Source organism: Bradyrhizobium yuanmingense, assembly GCF_025200905.1.
Lineage (GTDB): Bacteria > Pseudomonadota > Alphaproteobacteria > Rhizobiales > Xanthobacteraceae > Bradyrhizobium > Bradyrhizobium yuanmingense.
Genome location: NZ_CP104173.1, coordinates 7256275 through 7279543 on the forward strand (window position 1 = coordinate 7256275; position 23269 = coordinate 7279543).

Sequence of the window (23269 nt, forward strand, 5' to 3'; positions counted from 1 at the left end):
CGTGACGTTGTGCAAATCGCTGTTGGCAGAAACTTTACATCAGGAGGGACCATCGTGCGTCGATCACTCATCATAACAACAACCATCCTCGCGCTCGGCGCGGGCACCTCCGCGCTCGCCGACGATCTCAAGATCGCGCTGATCTACGGCAAGACCGGTCCGCTCGAGGCCTACGCCAAGCAGACCGAGACCGGCCTGAAGATGGGATTCGAATACGCCACCAAGGGCAGCATGACGCTCGACGGCCGCAAGATCGTCATCATCACCAAGGACGACCAGGGCAAGCCGGACCTCGCCAAGGCCGCGCTCTCGGAGGCCTATCAGGATGACAAGGTCGATATCGCGATCGGCACGACCTCGTCGGCCGCGGCGCTCGCCATTCTTCCCGTCGCCGAGGAGAACAAGAAGATCCTGATCGTCGAGCCCGCGGTCGCGGACCAGATTACCGGCGAGAAATGGAATCGCTACATCTTCCGCACGGCGCGCAACTCCTCGCAGGACGCGATCTCCAACGCGGTCGCGATCGGCAAGCAGGGCGTCACCGTGGCGACGCTGGCGCAGGACTACGCCTTCGGCCGCGACGGCGTCGCCGCGTTCAAGGAAGCGCTCGCCAAGACCGGCGCGACGCTCGCGGCGGAAGAATATGCCCCGACCTCGACCACCGACTTCACCGCGGTCGGCCAGCGCCTGTTCGACGCGCTGAAGGACAAGCCGGGCCGCAAGGTGATCTGGGTGATCTGGGCCGGCGCCGGCAATCCGCTGGCCAAGCTCCAGGACATGGACCCGAAGCGCTACGGCATCGAGCTCTCCACCGGCGGCAACATCCTGCCGGCGCTCGCGGCCTATAAGGGTCTGCCCGGCATGGAAGGCGCGACCTATTACTTCTACGAGATCCCGAAGAACCCGGTGAACGACTGGCTGGTCGCCGAGCACCAGAAGCGCTTCAACGCGCCGCCGGACTTCTTCACCGCGGGCGGTTTTGCGGCTGCGATGTCCGTCGTCGCCGCCGTCACCAAGGCGAAGTCGACCGACACCGAGAAGCTGATCAGCGCGATGGAGGGCCTGGAGTTCGACACGCCCAAGGGCAAGATGGTGTTCCGGAAAGAGGACCATCAGGCGCTGCAGAGCATGTATCACTTCAAGGTCAAGGTCGATCCGAACGTCGCCTGGGCCGTGCTCGAGCCGGTGCGCGAGCTGAAGATCGAGGACATGAACGTTCCGATCAAGAACAAGCGGTAAGCTTTCTTGCTTCACCTCTCCCGCTCTCGTCCGCCGAAGCCTTAGCGAAGGCGGATGCGGAGAGGCCGGGAGAGGACTCCTTCCTCTTGGGGGTTCTCGCCTGCGGAGACAGCCCTCTCCCCGACCCTCCCCCGCAAGCGGGGGAGGGAGCGCAGCGTGACCTGCGGATCTATCTCGTTTCATCATTTGCCAGACTCTCCATGCCGCTCACCCTCGAAACCCGCGACCTCACCATCCGCTTCGGCGGCCATGTCGCGGTCAACAATGTCTCCTGCACGTTTCGCCCGGGCGAGCTGACCGCCATCGTCGGGCCGAACGGCGCCGGCAAGACCACCTATTTCAATCTGATCTCGGGCCAGCTGCGGGCATCCGGCGGCAGCATCCTGTTCGACGGCGCCGACATCACCGAGCATTCCGCACCAATGCGCACCCGTGCGGGTCTCGGACGTGCTTTCCAGCTCACCAATCTCTTCCCGAACCTCTCAGTGGAAGAGAATGTCCGCCTCGCAGTGCAGGCGGCAGCGGGCACGCATTACGACATGCTGCGGCCCTGGATGGTGCGCCGCGACCTGATCGCGCGCGCCGACGCCATCCTCGACCAGGTCGCGCTCGGCAATCGCCGCGGCGTCACTGCGACCGCGTTGTCGCATGGCGACCAGCGCAAGCTCGAGGTGGCGCTGATGATCGCGCTCGAGCCAAAAGTCTTCATGTTCGACGAACCGACCGCCGGCATGAGCATCGACGAGGTGCCGATCGTCCTGAACCTGATCGCGCAGCTCAAGCAGGACAGGAGCAAGATCATCCTCCTGGTCGAGCACAAGATGGATGTGGTGCGCTCGCTCGCCGACCGCATCATCGTGCTGCATAACGGGCAGCTGGTGGCGGACGGCGCACCCGCCGAGGTGATCGCCTCGCCGATCGTGCAGGAAGCCTATCTCGGCGTCGCGCCCAAAAGCGCTGCAGGGAGTGCAGCATGAGCGATCTCCTCAAGCTTTCCGGCGTGCACACCCATATCGGGCGCTATCACATCCTGCAGGGCATCGATCTCGCCGTTGCGGAAGGACAGGTCACGATGCTGCTCGGCCGCAACGGCGCCGGCAAGACCACGACGCTGCGGACCATCATAGGCCTGTGGCAGGCCTCGAAAGGCGAGATCACCCTGGCAGGCCAGCGCATCGAGAGCCTTGCGACGCCCGACATCGCGCGGCTCGGCGTCGGCTACGTGCCGGAGAGCATGGCCGTGTTCTCCGATCTCACGGTGAAGGAGAACCTGGTGCTGGCGGCGCGCGACGCGCCGCTCGACGACAAGCAGCTGGATTGGATCTTCGGCTTCTTCCCGGCGCTGCGCCGCTTCTGGCTGTCGCGCGCGGGAAGCCTGTCGGGCGGGCAGAAGCAGATGCTGTCGATTGCGCGCGCGATCGTCGAGCCGCGCAAGCTGCTCCTGATCGACGAGCCGACCAAGGGCCTCGCGCCCGCCATCGTGATGGCGCTGATCGAGTGCCTGAAGGAGATCAAGCGCAAGGGCGCCACGATCCTGATGGTCGAGCAGAATTTCTTTGCCGCCCGCGAGCTCGGCGACAACGTGCTGGTGATGGACAACGGCACCATCGTTCATCGCGGCGAGATGGCGGCACTCGCCGCCGACGTGCCGCTGCAGGAGCGGCTGCTCGGCCTGAGCCTGGAGGCGCATCAGTGACAGACCTTGCCGCAACCGATCCGCTGCCGAAGCCGAAACGCGATCTCGCGCCGATCCTGCTGCCGCTCGCGCTCGCGCTGCTGATGATCCCGCTGATCGGATCGACCTCGTCCTGGCTGACGCTGACCGTCGCGAGCCTCGCCATGGGCATGATGATCTTCATCATGGCCTCAGGGCTAACGCTGGTGTTCGGCCTGATGGACGTGCTCAATTTCGGCCACGGCGCCTTCATCGCCGTCGGCGCCTATGTCGCGACCCTGGTGCTGGCGCCGTTCGCGGCGTCCATCCAGGCCGATTCGCTCTGGATGAACCTCGCGGTGCTGGGGCCAGCCGCGCTGCTCTCAATGGCGGTGTCGGGTGCGCTCGGCCTCGTCGTCGAGCGCGTGCTGATCCTCCCCGTCTACGGCCAGCACCTGAAGCAGATCCTGATGACCACCGGCGGCCTGATCGTCGCCGAGCAGACGCTCTATGCGCTGTGGGGGCCGCAGATCATCCCGATGCCTCTGCCGGCCTCGCTCCGCGGCTCCTTCATCATCGGCGACGTCGCGATCGCCAAGTACCGCGTGCTGGCGATGCTGATCGGGCTTTCCGTCTTCATCGCGATCCAGCTCGTGCTCAACCGCACCAAGCTCGGCCTCCTGATCCGCGCCGGCGTCGAGAATCGCGAGATGGTGGAGGCGCTCGGCTACCGCATCCGCCGCCTGTTCCTCGGCGTGTTCATGACCGGATCGGCGCTGGCCGGCCTCGGCGGCGTGATGTGGGCGCTTTACCGCGAGCAGGTGCACGCCTCCATGAGTGACGACCTCACCGTCCTGATCTTCATCGTCGTCATCATCGGCGGGTTGGGATCGATCGGCGGCTGCTTCATCGGCGCCATCCTCGTCGCCATGGTCGCCAATTACGGCGGCTTCCTGGTGCCGAAGCTCGCCCTCGTCTCCAACATCCTGCTGATGGTCGCCATTCTGATGTGGCGGCCGCGCGGCCTCTATGCAGTGACCAGCCGATGATGATCCTCTCAGGCGATCCGCCGCGCAGCCGCGTCCTGACGCTCGTTCTCGTCGTCATCATCCTGGCGCTGGCGGCAACGCCATTCCTGTTCCCGGGCGCCAAGGCACTGAACGTCGCGGCCAAGATCTGCATCTTCGCAGCCCTCGTCGCCTCCTACGATCTCCTGCTCGGCTATACCGGCTCGGTGTCGTTCGCCCACACCATGTTCTACGGCATCGGCAGCTACGCGATCGCGATCGCGCTGTACGGCATGGGTCCGAACTGGGCCGCGGTCGCCACCGGCATCGTCGCCGGCCTGCCGCTCGCAGCCCTGCTTGCGCTCGCGATCGGGCTGTTCTCGCTGCGGGTCGCTGCGATCTTCTTCGCCATGATCACGCTTGCGGTCGCCTCGGCCTTCCAGGTGCTGGCCTCGCAGCTGTCCTGGCTGACCGGTGGTGAGGACGGGCGCAGCTTCCAGCTGCCGGAGCTGCTGCGCCCCGGCACGGTGCTGATCTCCAAGAACCTGTTCGGCTTCGAGATCAACGGCCGCATCCTGACCTTCTACCTGGTGTTCGCGATCTCGGCCCTGATGATCCTCGCGCTGCTGCGCGTCGTGAACTCGCCGTTCGGGCGCGTGCTCCAGGCGATCCGCGAAAATCGTTTCCGGGCCGAGGCGCTCGGCTTCCGCACCGTGTTCCACCTCACCTACGCCAACTGCCTCGCCGCTCTCGTCGCAGCCAGCGCCGGCATCCTGAATGCGCTGTGGCTGCGCTATGCAGGTCCCGACACCTCGCTGAGCTTCTCCATCATGCTCGACATCCTGCTGATGGTGGTGATCGGCGGCATGGGCACGATCTACGGCGCGATCATCGGCGCCACCATCTTCATCCTCGCCCAGAACTATCTGCAGTCGCTGATGGGCGTCGCCTCCAAGGCGGCGGGCGAAGCCGGGCTGCCACTGCTGCCGGGGCTGTTGCATCCCGACCGCTGGCTGCTGTGGCTCGGGCTGCTATTCATCGCCAGCGTCTATTTCTTCCCGACCGGCGTGGTCGGACGGCTGCGCCATGGCGGCGGCAAGAAGACCGCTGGCGCCTCGCATTAACCGATGATTCATGATGCAGCGCCGCGTTTGCGGCGGCGCCGCACAACCGGCGCGATACAAGCGCGGCTACATATCGGCGCCATCACGCAACCGGATTAACGCTCAGGTAACTGGTTTTCCTAAGGTTTGCGCCATTTGTGCGGTGTATTCCTGTTCTTCCAGGGAGGGGGAATGCGCCAGGTCTTTGCCAAGGTAGCAGCCGGAATGTCTCTAGCCGCGGGGAACGGCTGGGAGGCCTTGGCGCGCCGCGGTCCTGTCCTGTGGCTGACCTTGTGCGGCGTATTTCTGGTCGCGGGCATTTTCATCGTCACGGCCATGGCGGTCGGCGAATTCCGCGAGCGGACCCTCGCCAACCGCGAGCGTGAGCTCGAAAACACGGTGAAGCTGATCGCGCGGCATTTCGATCAGCAATTCGAGGATTCCGACGTCGTCGCCGCCGACCTGATCGGACAGATGAACCTGCCGGAGATCACCTCGCCTGCGATGTTCCGCGAGCGCCTGTCCGGGCCTGCCGCCAACCAGATGCTGCGCAGCAAGATGAGCTCCGTGTCGTATCTCGGCGACATCGCGATCTACGATGCCGAGGGCGAGCTGATCAACTGGTCGCGGGCCCAGCCGCTGCCCAAGATCAACGTCTCCTCACGCGCCTATTTCAAGACATTCAAACTGAATCCGCAGTCCGAGCCGGTGCTTCTGGAATCGGTCCGCAGCTTCATCATCAACAAATGGACCACGATCGTCGCACGCCGCTTGAACGGCGCGGACGGCGCCTTCCTCGGCGCGATGGTCCGGCGGATCAATCCGGACAGCTACCAGCACTACTTCGCCTCCGTCGCCCTCGGCGAGGGTACGGCCATCTCCCTGTTCGACCGCGAAGGCAAGATGCTGGCGCGTCATCCGCATCGCGAAGAGCTGATCGGGCGGAACTTCAGGGATGCGCCACTGATGAAGAAGGTGCTGGCGCAAGGTGGTCATCAGAGCCACCGCGGCAACAGCCCGATCGACGGCGAGGAGCGGCTCGGTTCGGCCGCCTCGCTGAAGCACTTTCCGCTGGTCATCATCGCCACCAACACCACAGCGGCCGCGCTCGCGGACTGGCGCCAGCAGACCGGCTTCCTGGTGGCGACCGCTGCCCTCTCGGCCGCCACCATCGCGCTGATCCTCTATCTGATCATCCGCCAGATCAACCGGCAGAACCGCGAGGCCCAGCAGCGGATCGAGGCGGAGCGGCTGCGGCTCGACACCGCCCTCAACAACATGTCGCAAGGGCTGATCCTGTACGACGCGGGCGGCACCATCGTCACCTGCAACCGCCGCTACGCCGACATGTTCGGCCTGTCCCACGACGTCATCAAGCCCGGCTGCCACATCCGCGAGGCGATGTATCATCGCAAGGAGCGCGGCGCATTCGATGGCGATGTCGAAGCGTTTTGCGCCGACGTCATGAGGGTCGTCGCCGAAGGCACGGTCTCGACGAGAACGCATCAGCTGGCCAACGGCCGCGCCTTCCAGGTCATCAACACGCCGCTCGCGCAGGGCGGCTGGGTCGCCACGATCGAGGACATCACCGAGCAGCGCAATCTGGAGCAGGAGCGCGACCGCAACTACACCTTCCTGCGCGAGATCATCGACCATATCCCGTCACGGATCACCGTGAAGGATGCCCGCACGCGGCGCTACCTGCTGGCCAACCAGGTGGCCGAGCAACAACTCGGCGAAACCAGCAAGACGATCGTCGGCAAGACCGCGTTCGATCTCTATCCGGCAGAAACCGCCGGGATCATCACCCGGGACGACGACAAGCTGCTGCAATCGCCGGACGGGCTGTTCCTGGACGAGCACGTGTGGACCACGCCAAGCATCGGACGGCGCTACATCACGTCCACCCGGATCGGAATCCGCGACAGGTCGGGCGAGCCGCGCTACATCATCAATGTCGTCGAGGACGTCACGGAGCGGCGGCGCGATCACGAGAAGATCGCGCATATGGCGCATTACGACGCTCTGACCGACCTGCCGAACCGGGCCCTGTTCCGCGAGCAGATCGAATGCGAGCTGGAGAAGGTCGCCGAGGGCGGCCAGTTTGCGCTGCTCTACATCGACGTCGACGAGTTCAAGGGCATCAACGATTCGCTCGGTCATCACGTCGGCGACGAGCTGTTGAAGGCGATAGGCGGCCGTCTGCGCGGCTGTCTCAAGCAGGGCGATTTGATCGCGCGGCTCGGGGGCGACGAATTCGCCGTGATCCAGACCGACATCGGGTCTTCCGCCGACGTGCTGTCCTTCGTGAAGCGGATCTACCAGGCGATCCGGCAGCCCTATCATTGCCTCGGCCATCAGCTCTCCACCGATGCCAGCATCGGCATCGCGCTGGCGCCCCAGGACGGCGCCGATCTCGATCAGCTGGTCAAGAACGCCGACCTCGCCATGTACGGGGCCAAGGCCGAGGGGCGGCGCACCCACCGCTTCTTCGAGCCCGCAATGGATGCCTGCGCCAAGGCACGCCTCAGCATGGAGCAGGATTTACGCCAGGCCCTCGTCAACGGCGGCTTCGAGATTCACTATCAGCCGCTGGTCGACCTGCGCTCGGGTGAAGTCTCCGGCTGCGAGGCGCTGCTGCGCTGGCGCCATCCCCAGCGCGGCATGGTGTCGCCGGCGGAGTTCATTCCGGTCGCCGAGGACACCGGCCTCATCACCGAGCTCGGCGACTGGGTGCTGCGCACCGCCTGCAGTGAGGCCGCGACCTGGCCGGCGCATGTGCGCCTCGCGGTCAACGTCTCGCCCGTGCAGCTCAAATGCGACACGCTGGCGCTGCGAATCGCGGGCGCGCTCGCCGCCTCCGGCCTCGACCCGCGCCGGCTCGAGCTCGAGATCACCGAGGCCGTGCTGATCCGCGACGACGAGGCGGCGCTCTCGATCCTGCACCAGTTGCGGTCGATCGGCGTGCGCATCGCGCTCGACGATTTCGGCACCGGCTATTCCTCGCTGAGCTATCTGAAGCGCTTCCCGTTCGACAAGATCAAGATCGACCGCTGCTTCGTCGTCGACATCGCCGAGGCGAGCGGCTCGCCCATCATCGTGCAGGCGGTGGTGAACATCGCGGCCGCCAGCAGCATGACCACGGTCGCCGAGGGCGTCGAGACCGAGGCGCAGCGCGACATGCTGCGCGCGCTCGGCTGCACGCAGATGCAGGGCTATCTGTTCAGTGCACCGAAGCCGGCCAGCGAGGTACGCAAGCTGTTCGGTCCCTCCGATGGCTTGCCCGTGGCTGCGGTGGCCTGATGCCGAAGTCGCGCAAGGCGCTCGATGTCGCCGATTCCTACGCCGTCCGGCTGATGCAGCACCTCGTGGTGCCGACCTTCGTGATTGACCCGAAGCGCCGCGTCGTGATCTGGAACAGAGCCTGCGAGCGGCTGACCGGCGTCGGGGCCGCCGAAGTGATCGGCACCAGCAAGCACTGGCAGGCATTCTACGAGACGAAGCGCCCCTGCCTTGCCGACCTCGTCGCGCTCGACCGGCCCGAGCAGTTGCCGGAGTATTATTCGGAATATGCCGCGCGCGGCCACAACGGGCTCGGCTTCTCCGCGGAGAACTGGTGCGTGATGCCCAAGCTCGGCAGCCAGCTCTATCTCGCCATCGACGCCGGCCCGATCCACGACGAGGCCGGCAACCTGATCGCGGTGGTGGAGACTCTGCGCGACCTCACCGACCAGAAGCGCGCCGAGATGGCGCTGAAGGAGCTCGCGACCAAGGACGGGCTCACTGGCCTCGCGAACCGCCGCGCCTTCGACCAGATGCTGCTCGGCGAATGGGCCCGCGCCCAACGCACGCAGAAGCCGCTGGCCCTGCTGTTCGTCGACGTCGACCATTTCAAGCTGTTCAACGACCAGCACGGCCACCAGAGCGGCGACGAGTGCCTGCGCGCGGTGGCTGACGTCGTCAGCCGGCATGCGGTGCGCCCGCTCGACCTCGCCAGCCGCTATGGCGGCGAGGAGTTTGCGCTGATCCTCCCCGACATGGATTGCGACAGCGCCTGCATGGTGGCCGAGGCGATCCGCTGCGCCGTGATGGCCTTGGCGATCGCCCATGGCGCGATCGGCGCCGGCGACCACGTTACCCTCAGCGTCGGCGTCGCAAGCCATATTCCCGGCGGTGCCGACGGCGGCCCCGACCGGCTGCTCGGCGCGGCCGACGAGGCGCTCTATGTCGCCAAACGCCTCGGCCGCAACCGCGTCATCTGCGCCGAACGGGTTTTGGCCGAATTCGCCGCCCTCGGCGGCAAGCCGGTTCCGGACCCGGTCAAGCGCAAATCGGCCTGAAGCGCGCTTCCATCGAGAAGCGGTTGCCCGCCCCGCGCCAATCGGCTAAATGAACCTCGACTAGCACCCGTAGCTCAGCTGGATAGAGCGTTGCCCTCCGAAGGCAAAGGTCACACGTTCGAATCGTGTCGGGTGCGCCATTTTGTGATTTGCGCGATATTGTCACCGATTGACGCGCAGCTCCCTCGATGCGGCGCGCTACCTCAACTAGCCCTACCTCAACTAGCCCTCGGCAGGCAGCTTCATCTGGCCGGTCGCTTCATCAATCTCCCTGATGGCCTGTATCGCGAAGCACACCCCAGATCAGGATAGAGTGACCAAGCGCGAAGCAGCGGAATGTCGCTCGCGCTACCGAACCGCCCCACATTCACCAGAGCCTTTTCGATCACGTCTTCGATGCAACGGCCTCGGCTCGCGTGAGCCAGTTCTGCCCGCCGGAGCCTCTCTCCCGGAGCGACGAATGTTACCGATTGGCGGCGAGATACCGGGCTTGATGCGACGTACACCGTCCCCCAAATCTCACGTCGGATGTTCAATCGCATCGACATAGCCCGGTTCACATGGGGGAGCGTGCGCGTTGCGCACCTCCGTCTGCCGCCCGCGGCGGACGCAGGTGATGCATCGCTCGCGCTGCCTGGAGCGATCGCGGTGGGGTTTAACGGCCAGAAGAACGCCGCTGTAATGCTGGCGAATGGACGCACGGTCGCTCGCGATGCGCCTGCCGGAACAATCGGTCTGACCGGCGGAGAACCGGTCAAATGGGTGCGAACAACTTCGCCCGCTGAAGTGGTAGAAATTTCAGCGGATGGCTCGCTGCGGAGGCAAATTGCCGAGGAACTTGGTGCTGAGGGCCATGCCGATCTTGCCGATATTCATGGCTGGGAGAACTTTCACGCATGGGCGATCGTTGACCGTTTCCGCGCAGCCGCGCGCGGGAGGCATCATTTGAACGACGTCGAACGCGATTCATTGGTGCGGACCCTCTACGCGATTGTCTTGTGCGGAAAATTCGGAGGGCGGGCGATCGAGCGCTCAAAAGGCTCGCTGGATACTCGGCGCCTGCGCAGAGTGCTGGATTTTGTAGAAGCACACACCGCCACGGATCTGACGCTCGCGCGGCTGGCCGAAGTTGCGGCACTAAGTCCGTTTCACTTTGCCAGGGCGTTCAAGGCCGCCACCGGATCTCCGCCGCATCAATATGTGTCGAGCCGCCGCCTAGAGCACGCGCGCCAACGCCTTCGGAACACGCCCGATAGCGTTGAAGCGATCGCCGCCGACCTCGGCTATTCGAACATCAATCATTTTCGTCGTCAGTTCCGTGCCCGGACAGGTCTGTTGCCGTCTGATATCCGCGCGCGCTGAAGCAAAAGACAGCAAGAATCGACCTGCCGCGCAGCGGCCTCATGCCTCTAGGTTCGCGTGACCGGAGAGCCAAGCCGTTTTTGTGAACGACGGCCTGCTGACATGCTGAAGCGGAGGCGCAGGATAACCATGACTCAAAACGAAAACATTTGGCTATCGCGTCGTTCGATGACACTTGGCATCACCGCGGCGGCGGCTACGGCGGCTGCAGTCGGTCGAACAGACGCCCAAACGAATCAGTCGGGAGACCCAACCCGTGTTCTCGCGGGAAAAGTCGCGCTAATCACCGGAGGGCCGCGCAATCTCGGCCGCGCATATGCAGCAGGACTCGCAGCGGACGGTGCGAGCATCATGATCCACTATCATGACGCGGGCGATCGAGCTGATGCCGAGACTGCAGCGCACCTTGTCCGCGCACAGGGTGCTCGTGCCGCCACTATCGAAGGCGAACTCCACGAAATGCCGACTCATTCGCGCCTCGTGGAGGCGACGCTGCGCGAATTCGGTCGCATCGACATACTGATCAACAACGCCGGTCGCATGGTCAAGAAGCCGGTGGCCGAAATCAGCGAGGCCGAATACGACGACGTGTTCGGAGTGAACGCCAAGGCGAGCTTTTTCATAATGAAGGAGGTGAGCCGTCATCTTCCGGACGGTGGGCGAATCATTAATGCATGCTCGTCGCTGATCGACGGCTACCTTCCCAACTATGCGTTATATCAGGGATCGAAAGCAGCTCTCGAACAGTTCACGCGCTCCATGGCGCGCGAACTCGGGCCTCGCGGTGTCACGGTCAATGCCGTTGCGCCCGGACCGATAGATACACCCTTCTATCGGGCGCCCGAGGACGCGGCCGCCATCGCCTACGCGACGCGTCTTTCTGTAGCGGGGCGCCTCGGCACGGTCTCCGACGTCGTTCCGCTGATTCGGTTCCTTGCGTCGCCAGCATCGCATTGGGTCACGGGCCAGACTATCTACATTAACGGCGGCTACACCGGGCGATAAACTACTCGAAAGCGACGCACGAAAGATCTTTCGATCTCATCATTGGCGGCATTGCGTAAGATTTGTCCGGGCGTTCGATATCCCCCGGGCACAATCCGGAGCTGCTCGCGATGCTGACCCCGGCGCTGGGCAGCGCACTGGACGAGAGCTCCGCGCGCAGGAAGCAGCGCCTCTCACCCACTGACCCGCAGCACCCGAACCGTGAAGACGAGCACGAGGCCGGCCCTCACGTCAGCATCGCGATGATCGCCTGGAGCTGGTCGGACGCTGCCGTCACCAATCCATCGTATGACGTGTGGCCGTGTGCGGCGGCGTTCAGGATGCATTCGGCGACGGCCGCTTTCAGGCCGAACACGGATTGATGCGCCGGTACGCTTGCCATCACGGTCTCCAATGCCTGACGCATCGTGTGAATGAGCTCGGAGCTGTATTGCATGGGCCTTGTCCTCCGCGGGCTCATATGGAAGCACAGGCTACGGCTTGCCACTCACAAGCGTGAGATCGTTTTTTGAATCCATCCGGACTGAGCGCCTCAATTCAAGCGCCAGATCGCCGCATTGAGCACACCGGCGAACGCGACCCAGGCTGCGTAGGGCACGAACAATGCGGCGGCGAGCCTGTCGCGTGACAGCTCGAGACCGATGTAGGTCACGATCGCGATGAACAGGCCGACAAGAATGACGAGCGCGGCGCCGATCTGGTGCATCGTGAACATGACTGGAGACCAAATGAAGTTGAGCGCCATTTGCGCCGCCCAGGCCAGCATCGCCTTGCCCCTGGGCTCACGGCGAAAGGTCCGCCATCCCGCAACAGCGATCAGAACGTAAAGGATGGTCCAGGCGATCGGGAACGCCCAGTTCGGCGGGACGAAGCTCGGCTTGGCAAGGCCGGCATACCATTCACCGGGGGGATTGGTCGCGCCGATCAACCAGCCGGTGCCGACGACGCCCGCCACGAAGACCAACAACTGAAGCATCCGTCACCTCGCCCTTCTCATCATCCGATTGTAACATCCTTCCATGAGCCAATCCGACTCGATGCCTGGCGCAGCCGCGGCCGTGCGACGAGAAGCGATGCGCTGAGCGCCATGGCAAAGTCCTGCGTCTTCTCGCAGCAGCGTCGGATGGGTTGCCGACGTTGACGGAGACGGCCTGACCGGGGCGAGCCCGATTGGGGGGAATTCGGCCCGTCCTGCGGTTGAGGAACGCATGCGGGCGCGCTAAAGGCAAGCGGGCGCGCGCGGATCCGCAGTCGGACGAACCGCCGCCAGTGGATTCAGCACTTGGTTACAAAGCTATCCCATCGACGCGACATTGACGGGCTCCGGGCGATCGCCGTCTTGAGCGTATTCCTCTATCATTTGGACGTTCCGCCGTTCGGCGGCGGCTTCGTTGGCGTCGACCTGTTTTTCGTCGTGTCCGGCTATCTGATCTCTCGGATCATTCTCAGCGAGGCAGATCGCGGCGAATTTTCGCTCCAGCGATTTTACGAGCGCCGCATCCGGCGCCTCTTTCCCGCAGCGATCGTCACCATCATCGGCATCTTGGCCGTCGGTGGCCTCTGGTTCTCTCCGGAGCTTTTCAAGGGCCTGGCTCAAGACGCCGTGGCTACGCTGGTATCGGTCTCGAATTTCTACTTCTGGCGCGGCAGCCACGCCTATTTCGCCAACTCGACCGATCCCAGCCCCGTGCTTCACTTCTGGTCGCTGGCCGTCGAGGAGCAATTCTATCTGTTTTGGCCCGTGTTCATTCTGCTGGGGCGCCGATTGCTCGGTCGCGCACTGCCTTTGCTCATTCTTGGCATCGCAATTCTTTCCCTCGGCGTCGCGCAAGCGACACTCGCAACCGACAGCTCGGGTGCTTTCTACCTGCCGACCTGTCGCGCCTTCGAATTTGCGATCGGAGCGCTGGTCATCTTTGCTGAGCAGAGGCTGACCTTCCAGGCCGGAGCGCGCTCGCTGTTGGCTGCCGCCGGATTCGGTTTGATCGCTTACGCGGTCGTCAGCTTCGACAGTGCGACCTCCTTCCCTGGCGCGACGGCCCTCATCCCATGCCTGGGTGCAGCCTGCGTGATCTTGGCGGGCGAGCGTCACGTCCTTTCGCCTGTCCTGACCAATCCGCTGAGTGCGGGGATCGGGCTGGTGTCCTACTCGCTCTACCTCGTGCACTGGCCCCTGATCGTCTACGCAAACTACATCCTGGGCGACGACGCCAAGTCGGTTGCGGTGAAAGCGCTGATCGTCGCCCTCGCGATGACGCTGGCTGTGCTGATGTATCGGCTGATCGAACAGCCTTATCGCGCGGGTCGCTCGTCACTGCTGCGAGTCGCCGGCCCCGCCGCCGCGACGATCGTCGCGCTCGCGATTGTTGCATTTGTGGCCAACCGCCAAGATGGCTGGCCATGGCGGCTCCCGGCACAGGCCCGCGAGGTCGCCGATCTGCAGCGATTCGGCTTCTGGCCGTGCGCCAAGAGCGCACAATCGAAATGTGCCTTCGGTTCATTGAGCGACCCCGTTGGCGTGCAAGTGCTCGGCGACTCCTTCGCCGAGCATTATGTCGCAGCGCTGGACCCGGCGGCAAAGCGCGCCGCCGTCCGGGGAGAAGCCTACACGGCCGAAGGTTGTCCGTTGCTCGTCGGCCTCGTGCGAACAGCTTTCGACGGCTCGCAGGACTGCAAACGCCAGCGCGATACCTACCTCGCCGCGATCAGGCAGAACCAGGCTCCAATCGTGCTCAGTCAATCCTGGATGACCTACGGCGATGCGCTCCGCAACGAGCTCACGCCGGAGGTCGATGCACCGGCCCTGCAGGTCTGGCGGGCCGGCATCGAGAACACGATCCATGAGCTGGGCGGCAGCGGACGGCGCATCCTGATCATAGCGCCCGGAGTCGAGCCGGGCTGCCGCAGCCCAATGTCCCGCTTCGCACCGGGACCCCTCTGGCACGCACCAAGCAAGCCCTGTCCTGCCGTGCCCCTCGATCGCGTGCAGGCCGACAATCGCGAATTCCATGCCATGCTCGAGGAGATCCGGAGCCGCTACCCGAACCAGATCTTTCTGCTCTATCCAGAACGTTATTTGTGCGGAGAAGCCGAGTGTCCGACCGCCATGGACGGCCTCTGGCTCTATTGGGACGTCAATCACCTCACCGTCGCAGGTGCGCAGCGCGTTGGCGACGGAGCCTCAAGCCAGCTCCTCGAGTTCATCCGTGGCAAGTAGGAGCCTCTGCCTCTCCCAAGCGATCGCGGCCGAGCCGAAGCCATTTCGACTGAACGGAACTGACGAGCGCCTCTCGTCACGAGCCTGAGATGGCTTTTGACCCTGCCGCGATTGTGCAGCTCAATTCAGCCGCCGGATCGACGGAAGCATCCCTCAGCTCGCGCATCTCCCCACGCGATTGTATCATCTTTCCATGAGCGAATCCGACCCGACGACCGGCGAGCCCTCGCCTGTCCGCAAGATCATCCATATCGACATGGATGCGTTCTATGCCTCTGTGGAGCAGCGCGACAATCCGGAGCTGCGCGGCAAGCCGGTCGCGGTCGGCGGCTCCGCGGAACGCGGCGTCGTTGCTGCGGCGAGCTACGAGGCTCGAAAGTTCGGCGTTCGCTCGGCCATGCCGTCGGTGACGGCGAAGCGGCAATGTCCCGACCTGATCTTCGTCAGGCCGCGCTTCGAGGTCTACAAGGCGATCTCCAGACAAATCCGCGACATCTTTGCCGAGCACACGCCCGTCATCGAGCCGCTGTCGCTCGACGAAGCCTATCTCGACGTGACGGAGAACCTGCAAGGCATCCCGCTGGCGCGGGACATCGCGCTCGAGATCCGCGCGAAGATCAAGGCGGAGACCGGCCTCACCGCGTCGGCGGGTATCTCCTACAACAAGTTTCTGGCCAAGCTCGCGTCCGATCATCGCAAGCCCAACGGCCAGTTCGTGATCTCGCCGGAGATGGGGCCGGCCTTCGTCGAGCCGCTGCCGGTCGGCAAATTCCACGGCATCGGTCCGGCGACGGCTGCGAAGATGAACGCGCTCGGCCTGTTCACCGGCCGGGACATCCGCAACCAATCGCTGGAGTTCATGAACGCGAATTTCGGCAAGTCAGGCGCGTATTATTATTGGATATCGCGCGGCGTCGACGAGCGGCCGGTCCGCGCCAACCGGATCCGCAAATCCGTCGGCGCGGAGAACACGTTCTCGACCGACCTCGATGCGTTCGACGCGCTTGCCGCCGAGCTAAGGCCGCTCGTCGACAAGGTCTGGCGGCATTGCGAGGCGACGGGCAATCGCGGCCGCACCGTCACCCTGAAGATCAAATTCGCCGATTTCGAGATCATCACGCGCAGCCGATCTGTCGCGGCGGCCGTTACCGAACGCGACGATCTGGAGCGGCTGGCCTGCGGTCTGCTCGAAGCCGAGATGCCGCTGCCCAAGCGCGTCAGGCTGCTCGGGGTCTCGCTGTCGTCGCTCCACGCCGCCGGCGAGTCGGAGCCGCAGCTGACGCTGGGCATCTGAACGCGGCTTGAGGCCCCTTCGGTGAACGCGGCATCTTTATCCGCGACGCGGCGCCAAACCTGTCGTAGATACACCAGACATGACTTTTCGCGATTGAGTTTGGATGCTTGCCTTATTGATACGCCTCGGACTGCGCTTCGAAGACCGCATCGAGGAACGCCGGTTTGTCGACCAATATGTCCGGGGCAGTCTCGGATGGACGCAGATCGCGATGCTGCTTGGCGCCGCCACCTATGCCAGCTACACGCTCTGGGATTGGGTGCTCTACCCCGAAGTCGTGCCGACCACGCTCGCAATCCGCGGTGGAACCGCCGTGGTCATCCTGCTCCCGCTGACGGCGCTGCTGTCGCGGCGCCGGATGAAGCCATGGGCGGAGACGATCTTTCTCATCTATTGCGTCATCCCGGGCTGCATTCTGCCGAGCATCTATCTCGTGCTTCCCTCGGGCTTCACCTTTGCCGCGCCCGGCATGATGATGATCATACTGTTCGTCTCGACCATGCTGCCCTTGCGGATCGGCTCGCTGGCGATCTTCTGCCTGCTGTCGTGGGTGGCGTTGCTGGTCGCCGAGACATTCGCGTCGACAATGCCGACCGGCCTGAGCTTCATCAACCATTCTCTCGTCGGCAACGCCTACGCATTGTCGCTCTACGCGGTGGCTGCGCGCGAGTACCGGGCGCGAAAGCAGTTCCGGACATCCGAGGCGCTGCAACAGGAAAAGGAACGCTCCGAGAAATCGTTGCGCGATCTGCGCGCGACCCAGGAGCATCTCGTGCAGGCGGAAAAGCTCGCCTCGCTCGGGCAATTGGTGGCAGGTGTCGCTCACGAGGTCAGCACCCCGCTCGGCCTCGCCTTGACGACGTCGACGGCCATGCAGGATGACCTGCAAACGATGAGTGATGCATTGGGCGGAGCATCGGTCCGGCGGTCCGATCTAACCAAGGGCATTGACCGGCTCAAGCAGGGGCTCAACCTGACCTTCGAAAATCTGCACCGCGCATCCGAAATGGTGCACAGCTTCAGGCAGGTCGCGGTCCATCAAGCCGATGAGGACCGGCGCAGTTTCGAGCTCAGGGATTGGCTATCGGAGTTGATGTCCCGGCTCGGGCCATTGCTGTCGCATCATGCCCTGACCGTGGAGGTACACTGCCCGGCGGGAATCAAGCTCAACAGCTATCCCGGAGCGCTTGCTCAGGTGATCAGCAATCTCGCCCTCAACACTGCAGCGCATGCGTATCCTGACAAGAGAGGCGGCCGGTTCGTGATCACGGTAAACCAACCGAATCCGAGATCAGTCCGCCTTGTCTGCGCTGATGAAGGCGTCGGAATCCCTGACCACCTGCAGGCGCACATCTTCGATCCATTCGTCACGACAAGTCGCGAGAAAGGCAATGCCGGTCTGGGACTCCACATCGCGTTCAATCTCGTCACCTCATCGCTCAACGGGCGCTTGCTGCTCGAGAGCAAGGCGAGTCCGGGAACTCAGATCGTCATCGAAATTCCCGTTGAAGAACACGTTGCAAGAGAACCGCGAAGACTAGAGGTTTGACACTATTGCGAGCGGTTCTGTGTCGATCTTCGAGGCACTGCCTGACGTGAAGCTGACAGACCAGCCTCTTTTTCGATTTCGACGCGCTGCTCTGAACAAGATGCACTCCATTGGCTGTTCGTTCGAGCGCGATCGACGTAAAGTTTTTTGCGAACGCAGTTTGGTCGCGCCATTCAATTGACACGTACTGACGGATAGTCGTCGGCGTTTCGCGACGCTGCTCACGCGCGATAGCCTCGATGTCTCTCTCGTGCGGTGGTCCGCGCATGAGGGCGTCCGGTTGATCGCACATGAGTGAAGCGCCAATCGCATGAAATCGAAAAGATAAACTGTCGTTTGATTCACCGTCTTGCTTTCGAACTGCGCTTGAAATTTTCGTTGTTCGCCGCTCGAGGAGCTGATCGTGACTCAACTCAACATGCGCTTGTCCGAGGACGAGCAGTCCCGGAACGTACGGAAAGGTGCGCTCGCTGCGATCGTCACTCAGGTCGTGCGTGTAGCGACGCAGACCGGATCTGTGATCCTGCTCTCGCGCCTACTGACGCCAGTCGACTTTGGTACTTATGCAATGGCTTCGCCGGTGCTCGCCTTCGCGGTGCTGTTCCAGGATCTCGGTCTTGGACACGCGACCGTGCAGAAGGACGAGTTGACGCACAACGAGCTGAGTGCGCTGTTCTGGGTGAACCTCTCGGTCGGCGCGCTACTGGCGGCCACACAGGTGGCGCTATCGCCGCTCGTCGCCAGGTTCTACAGCGCGCCAAATCTCGCCCCACTGACATCTGGTATGAGCGTCACGTTGCTGCTCAGCGGCGCTGACGTCCAGCATTTGTCGTTGCTGACGCGACAGATGAGATTCTGGACGCTGGCAGGCCTGGAGTCCGCGGCCGCACTGACTGGATTACTGACCTCTGCCGCGGTCGCGTACGTCTATCACAGCTATTGGGCCATTCTCGCCGGCAGCCTGACATCAGGTCTGGTGCTCGCGAGCGGCGCGTGGCTTAGTTCGGGATGGTTGCCGTCGAGGCCCGGCTCGATCAAGGCTGCACGCGACATGCTGAACTTCGGGCTCGGCGTGACCGGCTACAATCTTGCCGAATTCCTGTCCCGCAATACCGACGGGGTGTTGATCGGCAAGGTCTGGGGGGCTGCCTCGCTTGGCGCGTATAACCGCGCCTACCGGTTGCTGCTGTTTCCGCTTCAGCAAGTCAGCAATCCGATGGTGCGAATCATGCTGCCGACGCTGTCGGGCCTGCTGAAGGAGCCGGAGCGCTATCGGGATTCGTTCCGTCGCGCGGTGCTGCCGGCGCTCCTGCTCGTGTTGCCTGGCGTCGGCTTCATGATCGCGACCGCCGATACGCTGGTCGAAACCCTGCTCGGCGACCAATGGAGCGAGGCTGCGCCGATCTTCGTCGCCCTCAGCATCGCCGGTCTGCTGCAGACCAGCAACAGCCCCGCCAACTGGCTTTTCCTCAGCCAGGGCCGCACCAAGGAATACATGCGCTGGGGCCTGTTCAATGTCTCAACATCGATTCTCGCTTTCATATGCGGGCTGCCGTTCGGACCAGTCGGCGTCGCCAGCGCATACTCGATCAGCGAGTGCGTGCGCACGCCCATCCTGTGGTGGCTGATTGGGCGACGCGGCCCGGTGCGTCATCGAGACCTCATGGAAGTGGTCGGGCCACATCTCGCCGGAGCCCTCGCTTCCGTGGTGACGGTGTCGCTGCTGCATCGCTGGCTGCTGGCGCGTTCGATCGGAGGGATCCCGGAATTGGCAGCCTGCTTCTGCCTTTCATATGCGGTTTCGCTCACGATCGTTGCGCTGTTTCCGGCCTGTCGCGGAGAAATGTGGCGCTACGCACAGAGCATTCGCGGCAGATAATGCGACCGGCACCAGACCGTTCGCAAGACGGCGGAGCTGATCACCACGTCACCAGTCACGCCAAAGCCGCGCGCCACGGGAGTGCCGTGGCGCACGTGTCTCCAAAACGTCCCGTCGGGCTGCTCAATGCCTCACATGCTCGAACACCACGATCACGCCGGTCGGTTCGGGCTCATGCGCCATCAGGCGCGTCAGGTCGGAATCGCCCCAATCAGCGAGGCTGACGACCTCGCCGCTCTCGCGGTCGCTGCCGAGCGATCCCGTCGGCTCGAGCACCTTGAGGCCCATCTCGTCGACGAAGAAGGTGTGCTCGCCGAACATGCTGTTGAGCTGCGGCATCGCCGGATGTTCGTCGGGCAGCACCTGAGCGCCGAGCTGGTTGACGGTCTGCTTCACCTGTTCAGATGTGAGCTTCATGAGCTGCTCCGTTGTTGTATCCGGTTTCATCGAGCCAGGCGGGAGCGAGCATTCCCTGCGCCCTTATGCGCCTGGCTCAGAGTCCCGAACAGGTGCTGCGGACAAATGTTCCTGCGAAATGTATTTCGTGATCGCGGGGTTTCATCGGCCACGTTCGCAGCACAGGATCGCCACAGGATGCACACGATCTATCGATTGAGGCGCTATTCGCTGCTGTTCTCGCCGACCGACAGCGCGCAGATGCGTGACAGATATGTGTACGGCAGGCCGGACTCCTCGGCCCAGGCGTTGAACTGCGCCTGCACCTTGGCGAGATCGCCCTTCGACTTGACCTCCTCGGCGATGTCGAGACCGGCAGCGCGCAGGCAGGCCACGACGTCCTTCGACGTCACGAAGCCGTCCCAGCCGACGAAGCGGAGCAGCATCTGGCCGGTGTTGCCGCCCAGCCGGCTGCCGCGCTTGTTGAGGAGGTCGAGCAGGCCGATCTCGTCGGAGGACGGCCATTTCGTCAGAAACTTGCCGAAGCTGCCGTGCTCCTTCGCGATCTCCTGCACGAAGGCGGCGTTGTCGCGCACCGACATGATCTTGGCACCGTTGCGCACGATGCGCGCGTCGCGCAGCAGGCCTTCCCAATAGTCTTCGGGCTGGAACGTGAGCTTGGCGGGCTGGAAATGCAGGAAGGCCTGTTCGAAGCCGTCCCATTTGGAGTCGATCACGCTCCAGGCAAAGCCGGCGCAGAACACCCGCTTGGTCATTTCGGCGAGGATACGATCGTCGCCGAGCTTGGCGAGCTGCTTGAGGTCCGGCTTGGCCGGCATCAACTTGTCCAGCGCCTTGGGCCCGCCCTTGCGCTTCTCGGCGCGGGCGCGAATGGTCTTGAAGGAGGTCATGTGAACACAGGTGTTGAGAGCAGGCCACGACACCAGAATTCGGCGATCCGGTCCAGCCCCGCATTGCCGCCCCTTGCGCTCTGCGACGGGACGCAGCATGCTGTCGCTCATTGGATTGATGCAAAGGGGCGGCCGGGTTGGTCTGCTTCTTGCTTTATGCCGTTTTTGGAATTCCCTGACATTTTGCTCTCTGGCCGTCGGATTTTCCATGCGCTGCCTGGTCGTGGCCGACCTGCACTATTCGCTGCCGCAGCTCGACTGGCTGGTCAGCGCGGCGCCGCAATTCGACCTCGTGATCTTCGCCGGCGACGCGCTCGACATTGGCTCGATAGTGGATTTCCGCGCCCAGATCGTGGTGGTGAAGAAGTATCTCGCGCTGCTGGCCGCGACGACCCGCGTGATCCTCTGCTCCGGCAATCACGATCTCGACGAGCGCAACGCCGAAGGTGAGAAGATTTCGCGCTGGATCTCGGAGGTGCGCGAGCTCGGCATCGCCTGCGACGGCGACGGCCTGACGGTCGGCGATACCCTGTTCACGGTGTGCCCATGGTGGGACGGACCCCAGGTCAAGCAACGCCTCATCGAGCAGTTGCGCGATGCCGCAGCCGTCAGGCCGCAGCGCTGGATCTGGGCGCATCATGCGCCGCCGGCGGATTCACCGACGAGCTGGGGCGGCAAGCGCTTCTTCGGCGACGTCGAGCTGGTGCAGTGGATCATGCAATACCAGCCGTCGATGGTGATCTCGGGCCATGTGCATCAATCGCCCTTCATCAGCAATGGATCGTGGTTCGACCGGCTGGGCCAGACCTGGGTCTTCAACACGGGCCTGCAACCCGGCCGTCCCCCGACCTGCATCGTGCTCGATCTCGATGCCGACAAGGCGTTCTGGCTGGCGGCCGGCGAGGCGCAATGGATCGACCTGAATGCGCCGTTGCGGCGGCCCGCCGCCCCCATCGAGGCGCCGCCCGACTGGCTCACATTCTTGGATCGGATTGCCGATCAGAGCCGGGCGAAACCTCAGCCGGCGGCAGGTTGATCATGCTCTGGAGCACTTCGCCGACCATGGCCAGATGCGTGCCGTGGCCGGCATATTGCCGCTTCAGATCGGCGAGGTAGGTGTTGGCGACGTTGAGCCTCTGCGCCAGCATTTTTGCGATCAGCAGCGCCACGCCCGGCTCCCTCTCGAGGAACGCGGCGGCATCCTCGAATTCGTAGACGATGGCGTCGGAGCAGGCCCGTACCGTTGCGGTGTGCGGCTGGCCCAGCAGCACGGACATCTCACCCAACACCGCGCCGGGCTCGGTGACGGTGGCGACCACCATCTCGCCCTTGAGCACCTCGAGCCTGCCTTGCATCAGCACGTAGAGATGGCCGGAGGTGCCCCCCTCGGCGACGATGATGGTGCCGGCGGCAAGCTGCCGCTCCGTTCCGCCGGTGCAGTAATCGAGGACTGCGCGCATGGTGCGAACGCTCCCGTCGCAGGGGTACACAACGCCGGAAGACTAGAGCACGATCCGTGCCGGGCGGCAATCGGTGGGGGAGCCGGCGGGCGCCGAGGCGCCTCACACCTGCGAGAGCGAGGGCGCCTCTCCGGGCATAATGGCTTGCAGCCCGCCGAAGCGGCGCTCGCGGCCATGGAAGGCGGCGAGCGCCTCGGCAAGATCGCCCGCGTCGAATTCGGGCCACATCCGCTCGGTGAAGTACAGCTCGGCATAGGCGCCTTCCCACAGCAGGAAGTCCGACAGCCGCTTCTCGCCGGAGGTGCGGATGATGAGGTCGACGTCGCGAAGGCCAGCCTCGCCTGTGACGAGCTGCGAGAAGGCTTCGCGCGTCAGGCTGGTCAGCGCGGCCGCCTTCGCCGCGGCATTGAGGATGGCGTCGCGCGCGGAATAATCGACGGCGATGCGCACATGCAGCGCGCGGCCATCGGCGGTGGCCGCCTCGGCGCGCGCGATCGCGGCGGCGATGCCGTCGGGCAGGCGATCGCGGCGGCCGATGACGGAGAGGCGCACGCCGTTCTTGACGAGGCTCTGCACTTCGTTCGCGAGGTAGAAGCGCAGCAGGGTCATCAGCGCCGCGACCTCGGCCTTCGGCCGCCGCCAATTGTCGGTGGAGAAGGCGTAAAGCGTCAGCGTGCCGATGCCCTGCTTGGGCGCGGCCTCGACGATGCGGCGGATGGTCTCGACGCCGGCCTCGTGGCCGCGCACGCGCGACAGGCCGCGCCGCGTCGCCCATCGGCCGTTGCCGTCCATGATGATGCCGACATGAAGCTTCTCGTTGCGGGACGTGATGTCACTTTGCATTGCAAAGTCT

At 64.0% G+C, this 23269-nt stretch carries 20 protein-coding genes and 1 tRNA gene; 15 read left to right on the plus strand and 6 right to left on the minus strand.

All coding sequences use genetic code 11. From position 1 onward, the window contains the following. Positions 1-54 precede the first annotated feature (54 nt). The 10 genes from N2605_RS33620 to N2605_RS33665 all read left to right on the plus strand — a co-directional run bounded on the left by N2605_RS33620 (position 55) and on the right by N2605_RS33665 (position 11710). The gene (locus N2605_RS33620; protein WP_036002387.1) at positions 55-1239 is read left to right on the plus strand and encodes a substrate-binding domain-containing protein; all 1185 of its coding nucleotides are present in this window, start codon (positions 55-57) and stop codon (positions 1237-1239) included. Between the two features lie 200 nt (positions 1240-1439). Further along, positions 1440-2216 (plus strand): ABC transporter ATP-binding protein, encoded by a 777-nt coding sequence (locus N2605_RS33625; protein WP_225134715.1) that lies wholly within the window; start codon positions 1440-1442, stop codon positions 2214-2216. Continuing rightward, positions 2213-2935, plus strand: coding sequence for an ABC transporter ATP-binding protein (locus N2605_RS33630; RefSeq protein ID WP_057025905.1), 723 nt, complete (start codon positions 2213-2215; stop codon positions 2933-2935). Before N2605_RS33625 ends, N2605_RS33630 begins: the two co-directional genes overlap by 4 nt. Next, the gene (locus tag N2605_RS33635) at positions 2932-3942 is read left to right on the plus strand and encodes a branched-chain amino acid ABC transporter permease (RefSeq protein ID WP_036002397.1); all 1011 of its coding nucleotides are present in this window, start codon (positions 2932-2934) and stop codon (positions 3940-3942) included. Before N2605_RS33630 ends, N2605_RS33635 begins: the two co-directional genes overlap by 4 nt. Then, positions 3939-5024 (plus strand): branched-chain amino acid ABC transporter permease, encoded by a 1086-nt coding sequence (locus N2605_RS33640; RefSeq protein ID WP_225130158.1) that lies wholly within the window; start codon positions 3939-3941, stop codon positions 5022-5024. The genes N2605_RS33635 and N2605_RS33640 overlap by 4 nt, the downstream gene beginning before the upstream one ends. 171 nt (positions 5025-5195) lie before the next feature. After that, complete coding sequence (locus N2605_RS33645) at positions 5196-8306, plus strand: bifunctional diguanylate cyclase/phosphodiesterase (RefSeq protein WP_260345085.1); 3111 nt, start codon at positions 5196-5198, stop codon at positions 8304-8306. Next, positions 8306-9343: a sensor domain-containing diguanylate cyclase gene (locus N2605_RS33650; RefSeq protein ID WP_260345086.1), complete on the plus strand. Its 1038-nt coding sequence runs from the start codon at positions 8306-8308 to the stop codon at positions 9341-9343. The genes N2605_RS33645 and N2605_RS33650 overlap by 1 nt, the downstream gene beginning before the upstream one ends. A gap of 63 nt (positions 9344-9406) precedes the next feature. Beyond that, a tRNA-Arg gene (locus N2605_RS33655) sits at positions 9407-9483 on the plus strand. 388 nt (positions 9484-9871) lie between these two features. After that, positions 9872-10705 carry a helix-turn-helix domain-containing protein gene (locus N2605_RS33660; protein WP_225153646.1) on the plus strand — a complete coding sequence of 278 codons (834 nt, stop codon included), beginning with the start codon at positions 9872-9874 and terminating at the stop codon, positions 10703-10705. Positions 10706-10834: 129 nt separating this feature from the next. After that, on the plus strand, positions 10835-11710 hold the full coding sequence (locus tag N2605_RS33665; protein WP_260345087.1) for an SDR family oxidoreductase: 876 nt from the start codon (positions 10835-10837) through the stop codon (positions 11708-11710). Between the two features lie 226 nt (positions 11711-11936). Here N2605_RS33665 and N2605_RS33670 read toward each other — a convergent pair whose 3' ends face one another. Both N2605_RS33670 and N2605_RS33675 read right to left on the minus strand, forming a co-directional pair. Then, on the minus strand, positions 11937-12146 hold the full coding sequence (locus N2605_RS33670) for a hypothetical protein (protein ID WP_225113284.1): 210 nt from the start codon (positions 12144-12146) through the stop codon (positions 11937-11939). 96 nt (positions 12147-12242) lie between these two features. Next, a complete protein-coding gene (locus N2605_RS33675) occupies positions 12243-12686 on the minus strand; it encodes a TspO/MBR family protein (protein WP_036002487.1) in 444 nt (147 codons plus the stop codon). 363 nt (positions 12687-13049) lie between these two features. Here N2605_RS33675 and N2605_RS33680 point away from each other — a divergent pair, with 363 nt between their 5' ends. The 4 genes from N2605_RS33680 (at position 13050) to N2605_RS33695 (ending at position 19649) form a co-directional block, all read left to right on the plus strand. Next, on the plus strand, positions 13050-14927 hold the full coding sequence (locus N2605_RS33680; RefSeq protein WP_260345088.1) for an acyltransferase family protein: 1878 nt from the start codon (positions 13050-13052) through the stop codon (positions 14925-14927). A 193-nt stretch (positions 14928-15120) separates the two neighbouring features. Further along, positions 15121-16221, plus strand: coding sequence for a DNA polymerase IV (dinB, locus tag N2605_RS33685; RefSeq protein ID WP_260345089.1), 1101 nt, complete (start codon positions 15121-15123; stop codon positions 16219-16221). Positions 16222-16324: 103 nt separating this feature from the next. After that, positions 16325-17770, plus strand: coding sequence for a sensor histidine kinase (locus N2605_RS33690; protein WP_109142060.1), 1446 nt, complete (start codon positions 16325-16327; stop codon positions 17768-17770). Between the two features lie 424 nt (positions 17771-18194). Then, the gene (locus N2605_RS33695; protein ID WP_158284328.1) at positions 18195-19649 is read left to right on the plus strand and encodes a lipopolysaccharide biosynthesis protein; all 1455 of its coding nucleotides are present in this window, start codon (positions 18195-18197) and stop codon (positions 19647-19649) included. A 123-nt stretch (positions 19650-19772) separates the two neighbouring features. Here N2605_RS33695 and N2605_RS33700 read toward each other — a convergent pair whose 3' ends face one another. Both N2605_RS33700 and N2605_RS33705 read right to left on the minus strand, forming a co-directional pair. Beyond that, on the minus strand, positions 19773-20066 hold the full coding sequence (locus tag N2605_RS33700; RefSeq protein WP_057025892.1) for a hypothetical protein: 294 nt from the start codon (positions 20064-20066) through the stop codon (positions 19773-19775). A 203-nt stretch (positions 20067-20269) separates the two neighbouring features. Then, positions 20270-20956, minus strand: a complete 687-nt coding sequence (locus N2605_RS33705; protein WP_225183664.1) for a DNA-3-methyladenine glycosylase I — start codon at positions 20954-20956, stop codon at positions 20270-20272. A 208-nt stretch (positions 20957-21164) separates the two neighbouring features. On the opposite strand from N2605_RS33705, the gene N2605_RS33710 reads away from it, so the two are divergent. Continuing rightward, entirely contained in the window at positions 21165-21992 is an 828-nt protein-coding gene (locus N2605_RS33710; protein WP_260345090.1) for a metallophosphoesterase family protein, read from the plus strand. Here the strand turns inward: N2605_RS33710 and N2605_RS33715 are convergent. Together N2605_RS33715 and N2605_RS33720 are read right to left on the minus strand one after the other, a co-directional pair. Then, positions 21931-22416 (minus strand): Crp/Fnr family transcriptional regulator, encoded by a 486-nt coding sequence (locus N2605_RS33715; protein ID WP_036002505.1) that lies wholly within the window; start codon positions 22414-22416, stop codon positions 21931-21933. The genes N2605_RS33710 and N2605_RS33715 overlap by 62 nt on opposite strands. 102 nt (positions 22417-22518) lie before the next feature. After that, a complete protein-coding gene (locus N2605_RS33720; RefSeq protein ID WP_036024036.1) occupies positions 22519-23259 on the minus strand; it encodes a di-trans,poly-cis-decaprenylcistransferase in 741 nt (246 codons plus the stop codon). Positions 23260-23269 lie beyond the last annotated feature (10 nt).